This window comes from Pseudoalteromonas sp. PS5, from assembly GCF_004103255.1.
Classification (GTDB): Bacteria; Pseudomonadota; Gammaproteobacteria; order Enterobacterales; family Alteromonadaceae; genus Pseudoalteromonas; species Pseudoalteromonas peptidolytica.
In genome coordinates, this window is the sequence record NZ_RCSQ01000204.1 from 1 (window position 1) to 6,365 (window position 6,365).

General features: G+C 41.8%; 7 protein-coding genes. 3 read left to right on the forward strand and 4 right to left on the reverse strand.

The window, feature by feature from the left end; all coding sequences use genetic code 11:
• Positions 1-143: 143 nt before the first annotated feature.
• Positions 144-1,256, reverse strand: a complete 1,113-nt coding sequence (proB, locus tag D9603_RS20050) for a glutamate 5-kinase (RefSeq protein WP_128732648.1) — start codon at positions 1,254-1,256, stop codon at positions 144-146.
• Positions 1,257-1,455: 199 nt separating this feature from the next.
• Between proB and D9603_RS20055 the strand changes: the two genes are divergently transcribed.
• Complete coding sequence (locus D9603_RS20055) at positions 1,456-1,677, forward strand: hypothetical protein (RefSeq protein WP_125250520.1); 222 nt, start codon at positions 1,456-1,458, stop codon at positions 1,675-1,677.
• Between the two features lie 33 nt (positions 1,678-1,710).
• Here D9603_RS20055 and D9603_RS20060 read toward each other — a convergent pair whose 3' ends face one another.
• A complete protein-coding gene (locus tag D9603_RS20060; RefSeq protein WP_128732649.1) occupies positions 1,711-2,211 on the reverse strand; it encodes a DUF1543 domain-containing protein in 501 nt (166 codons plus the stop codon).
• Positions 2,212-2,527: 316 nt separating this feature from the next.
• Here D9603_RS20060 and D9603_RS20065 point away from each other — a divergent pair, with 316 nt between their 5' ends.
• Positions 2,528-4,168 (forward strand): amidohydrolase, encoded by a 1,641-nt coding sequence (locus tag D9603_RS20065; protein ID WP_128732650.1) that lies wholly within the window; start codon positions 2,528-2,530, stop codon positions 4,166-4,168.
• Here the strand turns inward: D9603_RS20065 and D9603_RS20070 are convergent.
• The gene (locus D9603_RS20070; RefSeq protein WP_125250517.1) at positions 4,165-4,377 is read right to left on the reverse strand and encodes a YgjV family protein; all 213 of its coding nucleotides are present in this window, start codon (positions 4,375-4,377) and stop codon (positions 4,165-4,167) included. The two genes, D9603_RS20065 and D9603_RS20070, sit on opposite strands and share 4 nt — an antisense overlap.
• Positions 4,378-4,816: 439 nt before the next feature.
• Between D9603_RS20070 and D9603_RS20075 the strand changes: the two genes are divergently transcribed.
• Positions 4,817-5,473: a Crp/Fnr family transcriptional regulator gene (locus D9603_RS20075; protein ID WP_128732651.1), complete on the forward strand. Its 657-nt coding sequence runs from the start codon at positions 4,817-4,819 to the stop codon at positions 5,471-5,473.
• Between the two features lie 91 nt (positions 5,474-5,564).
• On the opposite strand, the gene D9603_RS20080 is transcribed toward D9603_RS20075, so the two are convergent.
• A complete protein-coding gene (locus tag D9603_RS20080) occupies positions 5,565-6,128 on the reverse strand; it encodes a phosphoribosyltransferase family protein (protein ID WP_125250515.1) in 564 nt (187 codons plus the stop codon).
• Positions 6,129-6,365 lie beyond the last annotated feature (237 nt).

Here is a 6,365-nt window from a genome sequence, read left to right on the forward strand (position 1 = left end):
ATAACTAGGCAAAAATTTTGCTATTTAGTTGTTCTAAATAAGAAATTTTTAACGCTTTTAGCGTCAGATTTACTCCTTCAAACTGAGCAAATATTAAGTCAAATTGGTATTACAGCGATATTGATGCTTTTATTGGCTTCCTTTTATGTCAAAATCACCATGTTGTCGCGATGAATGATCTCCTCTTCGGTCTTAAACCCCAAGCGCTGTGAAAATTCGTTACTATGACAGCCAAGCACGAGACTCAGGGCTTGACTGTCTAAATTGGTCAAGCCCTGCGCTTGAAGCTTGCCATTTTTACAAAAGACTTGGATCAATTCGCCACGTTGAAACTGACCTTCAACGGCAACAATGCCTTTTGCAAGTAAACTTGCGCCTTGATGGCACACCGCCTTGATAGCGCCGTTATCACAAATAATGCGACCTGATGATTTGGGACCCGACAGCAGCCAACGTTTACGCCCACCCACTGGCGCATCAAATTTCAAAAAGGTGGTAGCGGGGGCGGTCTGAGATAGTACCTGAGGGATAATGTCATATTCGCTACCCTTAGCAATTACTACATCAACACCGGCTCGCTGTGCAATATCAGCAGCTTGTAATTTCGTGGCCATACCACCAGTACCAAGTTGAGTGCCGCTATCTCCCGCCAGTGCTCTTAGCTCATCATTTATCTGGGTTACTTGCTCGATGAGCTTAGCTTCAGGGTTAGCGCGGGGATCGGCGGTGAAAAGTCCATACTGATCGGTTAACAGCACCAGCTTATCGGCATTGGCTAAAATGGCAACGTAGGCAGATAAGTTATCGTTATCACCGACCTTTATTTCTGATGTTGCTACCGCATCATTTTCATTAATGATAGGTATAACGTGATGCTCTAATAATTTAGTGAGCATATCCCTTGCGGTTAAATAGCGTTCACGGTGCTCTAAATCCGCCCGGGTGAGCAACATTTGCGCGACATTGACATCATAAATACCAAAAAGTGACTGCCACAAATGGATTAACTGGCCTTGGCCTATCGCTGCAAGCATTTGCTTTTCTGCTAGTGAATGCCCAACTTGTTGCGACAACACACCACGACCTGCCGCAACTGCTCCACTCGACACAATAATGATCTGATGGCCTGCTTCTCGCAATGTAACACACTGCCTTACCAGTTCTATCAGTCTTGGCTTGTTGAGTGTTTGGCTGCCTGCAGTTAATACACTAGTACCAAGTTTGATCACTATGATTTGTTTGTTATTTTTGGTCATGGTTAGTTGACTACGTTTTCAGCAATACCTGCTTTTATACCACGGACATTGGGCGCTCCCAAGTGATAAATACGCGAATTTTATTTCTAACTTTAGGCAAATTGGTATAATTGGCAGCACTGATTTCGATCAAAGCTTTTTTACACTGTGTGTGAGAGAGTAATGTCACGCAACGAAAGAATAACTAGCTGAGTTCACAATGAAAAAACACAAGAAGAACAAAGAGATTATGATGTTACCACTACTGTTTGTAGTAATCGTGATGTGTGTTGGCGGCCATTTTATTCTTCAGCCTAGTTACAAAGATAGCCATTTAGTTGAATACTCTCTTGCAGCGCTACCTTTTCTAATGTTTGCCGTCGTTATTATCGCGATAAAAATCGCTATTAAAGCGGATAACGACGAAAATAACGAGGGTTAGCACTGCGATTAAAAATGTGACCTACATACACGATTATAGCGGGTGGTAGCCAAACCAAATTGGTGTAAGGGGAGTGCTTTGGCCGCTGTGGGTGAGTTTTATATTTAAGTTTTGGTCGAACAAATCAATAGCAAAACAATCATCGACTTCATGCAAATCATCCTTATGAATATGGCTAAATCCAGCCAATAGGTGCGCCTTTGCTTTTGTTTTTGCTTCATCAGCACTTGTGGCAACAAACAAGCCAAAGTCGTGTGCCTCCGCTAAACTATTGGGCTTATACCCGCCTAAATTAACAAAATACAAATGTTCAGCTTGTTGCACAGCCTCTTCAGTAAGCTCTACGGCATAACCATCAGCATGCTCTATAATTGTGTAGCTATCCATGTGTACGGCGTTTTTATCACCAACCCATTGCTGTTTTAGCTTAGGGTATGCTTCTTCAATCGAGTTTGCGGCAACAAACCGAACATCGTGCATTTCGATATGGCAACCTTTGATACGACCACCGAGATAGACAATAAATAATTTCACTACTATGGTTCCCTATTTCGCAACGTTAACAAACTTAAGGTAATAAAGTTAAGTATACAATTAACGCAAAGGCTTGGCTTTAGTCCTGTAGATGCTTATGCTGAATAATACTAATTAACCTTAATTCTAGGTCAATTTGAAGGCGTATATCTAATACTAACTGCGTTAAAAACTTCTTATTTAGAACCACTAAATAGCAAGGTTTTTCCGTGCCTAAAGGACGCGGAAGCGGTGTTGTCGACAAGACTTTCTCGCCTCAAAATAGACGATTTAATTAAGAGAATTGGTATAAAAACTCTCAGTGAAGGACACGAAAATGAAAAAAACATTCCTCGCGCTTTTGGCTGTTTTTAGCCTCTGTGCAACAGCACAAGTCACGGTTATACATAATGTAAATGGCTACACGCCAACTAAATCACAAGCAGTTACGCGGTTTTCCTCGTTAGTGATAAAAGATGGAAAGGTTGTTAAAACCAGCGAAAAGGACCTCAGTGAACAATACCCCAATGCAATAAAGTTTAATGGTGAAGGCAAAACTTTATTACCAGGGTTAATTGATGCGCACGGGCACATTATAGGGTTAGGTAACAATTTGCTGACCCTCGATGTACGTGGTAGCAGTTCCATTGCTGAAATTGGTAAACGGCTCACTGTTTACGCTAAAACACATAAAGGGGCGTGGATAATAGGCCGTGGATGGGATCAAACTTTATGGCCCGGTGGGCAATTTCCAACCGCAGCGGACTTAGATAAATACGTTAAAGATAAACCCGTCATGTTAACTCGAGTCGATGGTCATGCGATTTGGGTCAATACTAAAGCAATGGAGCTAGCCAATATTTCAAGTGCAACCCAGACTCCTGAAGGGGGAGAAATCATAAAGCTTAGCACTGGGCAGCCGAGTGGTATCTTTATCGATAAAGCTGAGGAGCTGGTTCGTCGCCAAGTTCCAACACTGTCTCAAGAGCAAGTGAACTTAGCTTTAGATAAAGCCGCAGAGCACTTGTTGAGTATTGGGATCACATCAGCGCATGATGCAGGAATTGACCACACCACATGGCAGGTTTACCAAGCTCGAGCAAAACAGCGCACTATGCCGCTTCGCGTCTATGCGATGCTCAGCGCCAGCTCACCTAAACTGGGTGAAATGTTGGGGGCAGGGATAATCAAAGACACCCAAGATCAATTATCTATCCGCAGTGTGAAAATCTATGCTGATGGTGCACTGGGTAGCCGAGGTGCTGCATTAATTGGTGACTATCATGATCGTAAAGGTCATCGCGGGCTGATGCTTGAAAACCAATCCACGCTTGAATCTCTGATAATACAAAGTATCCGTCATGGATACAGTGCACATACCCATGCTATTGGTGACAGAGCGAATCGTATCGTACTTGATGCTTATCAAAATGTGTTTACTAAAGTGGGCGGGAGACTACTGAGAAATCGGATTGAGCACGCACAAATTGTTCACCCTGATGATATACCACGTTTTAAAACCTTGGATATTATCCCCTCGATGCAGCCTGTGCATGCAACATCGGATATGCACATGGCAGAAAAACGCTTAGATGATAAGCAGCTTCGAGGAGCGTATGCTTGGCAAACATTTTTGAAGCAGGGCAGTAGAGTAGCTGCTGGATCTGACTTTCCCGTTGAATTGGCTAACCCATTTCATGGTTTACATGCTGCTATTACCAGACAAGATCACCAAAACTTACCCGAACAAGGCTGGCGTCCGGTTGAAAAGCTCACCAAGGTGCAAGCACTACGTGCGTTTACCTTAGACGCTGCCTATAGTGCATTTCAAGAGTATAAATTAGGGAGTTTAGAGCAAGGTAAATGGGCTGATTTTATTCTTATTGACCAAGATTATTTTACCGTAAACGACGATGTTATTGACGATATTCAAGTTGAGCAAACGTGGATTGCGGGTGAATTAAAATACCAGCGTTAGCGCTTTTGCAGTTTTACCAAGTGGTAGGTGTTAACGAGAGCCAGTAAGCCATTCGTTAATGCCACCGGCCACGCTTGAATAAGTGCGCCGTAGGCAGTAAAACAAATACAGCCGATCAAATTAAACCAACGCAACTTGGTCACATCACTCATCATTAAAGATAAGACCAAAAAAGCAGAGGCTAAATAGCCTAAATATTCCCAACTCATTTGTTCTCTCCCCTAAGTTGCGTTAGCATATAGTTTATGCTCGAATTTGTGTCTCGTGCAGAATAATATCGATTAGTCTTAATACTTGCTCAATATGAAGGAGTCAATCTGGCGCTAACGGCGTTCAAAATTTTTTACTTTAGAACCTCTAAAAAGTAAAATTTTGCCTTGTTATCGACAAGATTTTCTCGCCTCACAGTAGGTCACTTAATTAAGCAAATTGGTATAAAAAGGCTAACCCACAAACCCCTAGAAATTAGCACCAATCACTTAGCTCTAACACGGGAAGTGGGGGTTTAAAGGTAATATCATGCAATAAATTCGCGCAGCGATGTAATGTGATACTACTTAAACAGTGTGAGTTAGCGTAAAACTTAAAAATTCATGCTAACGTCATTATAGTTTAATAAATAGGACATTTGTCCGAAGAGCCATCTAGATGTTTCAATATCATTTTTCAACCAATTTGGTCGAACAGTTACTCGCTTTTGCTGGTAACAGTTTTCAACACAGTAAAAAGGAAGTCTTGATCCACCAAGACGAGCCGCTGAGTAAGCTTATATTAGTCACCAGTGGAACTGTATCTTTTAGTTATGATGTCGGTAACGGTCGTCGTTTGTTGCTTGGCCAACTAGATTGTAACAATACTTTGATTGGGGAAATTGAGGCACTGAATCATCAGCCTTGTATTTACACGGTAACGTGTTTGAGTGATGTGACATATCACCTAATCGAGCTAAAATACTGGCGAAAGTTACTGCTTGAGCAACCTGAGCTGAGCTTGTACACAGCACAAACCATTGCGGCAAAATTCACCGAAAATCAGAAGATAAACTTAGACAAATTATTATTACCTTTGAGCTATAACATTGCTAAAGATTGTTTGTTGCGCGCGGAAAACTCTAATCCGACACTATTACGAGCCTACTCAACGGTTAGCGCCGAAGCTGAACGATTTGCTACTACCGAGCGTGCTTACCGCCGAGTGGTGAGTGAATTAGTAGAAAAAGGACTTATAGTGCGCAGTAGTGAAGGATTAAAGCCAGTAGACATTGATACGCTTGAAGCATTTGTAGATAGCTTCGCGCAGGCTTGATGGGGATCATAGCCAAAATACAACAGATTATCGGAAGTTTAGGTAAATAAAAAGGGCGAGTAATACTCGCCCTCATTGCTTTTATATTAAGCTACTTAGCGAACAAGTGCTTAATATTAGCGAGATCTGACTTACCCTCGATTAACTCTTCAGGGGTTAAACCCGAAAGCTCATGAGGAAATACTAGCCACTCATCAGACTCATGAATAAAGTAATCTGGTGTCATGGGCACCTTCTTATTCGCAGGCTTGTAGTATGGACAAGCTACGCGAATATCTCGCGGTAAGTTTAACCGCATTAGCTCTTCAAGTTTTTCCTTTAATGCGAAAATACTGCGACCAGAATCAAAGACATCATCAACAATCAGTAATGAGTCGTCGGCATTCGCATTTTCGACTATATAGTGCAAGCCATGTACTTTGATCTCTTTCGATTGCTTGCCAATGCCATAGTAAGAGGAAGTACGCACTGCAATGTGATCGGTTTCGATGCCTTTGTAGTCGTAGAATTCTTGCACTGCAATACCAATAGGCGCACCACCACGCCAAATACCAATAATAAAGTCAGGTCTAAACCCATCTTCATAAACTTTAGCGGCTAAGCGAAATGAATCTTCTAGCAATTGTTGCGCTGTGATATAGCACTTATCTGACATAAATACCCCGTTAGGAAGCCCGTGTGATGGTGATAAGCAGCAACTGCTGCCAATTGATACCAACTACAATTATTCGCAAGTCACAGGAACTTGCGTAACTGGTATAACCGAATATTTTAACGTAAAGCAGTCGAAAATGCTGCAATATTGATGTCTTTTTATTTTCATTTTTTGATTTATACCAATTATCTTAATTAAGTGGTCTATTTTGAGGAGAGAAAATCTTGTCGATAACTA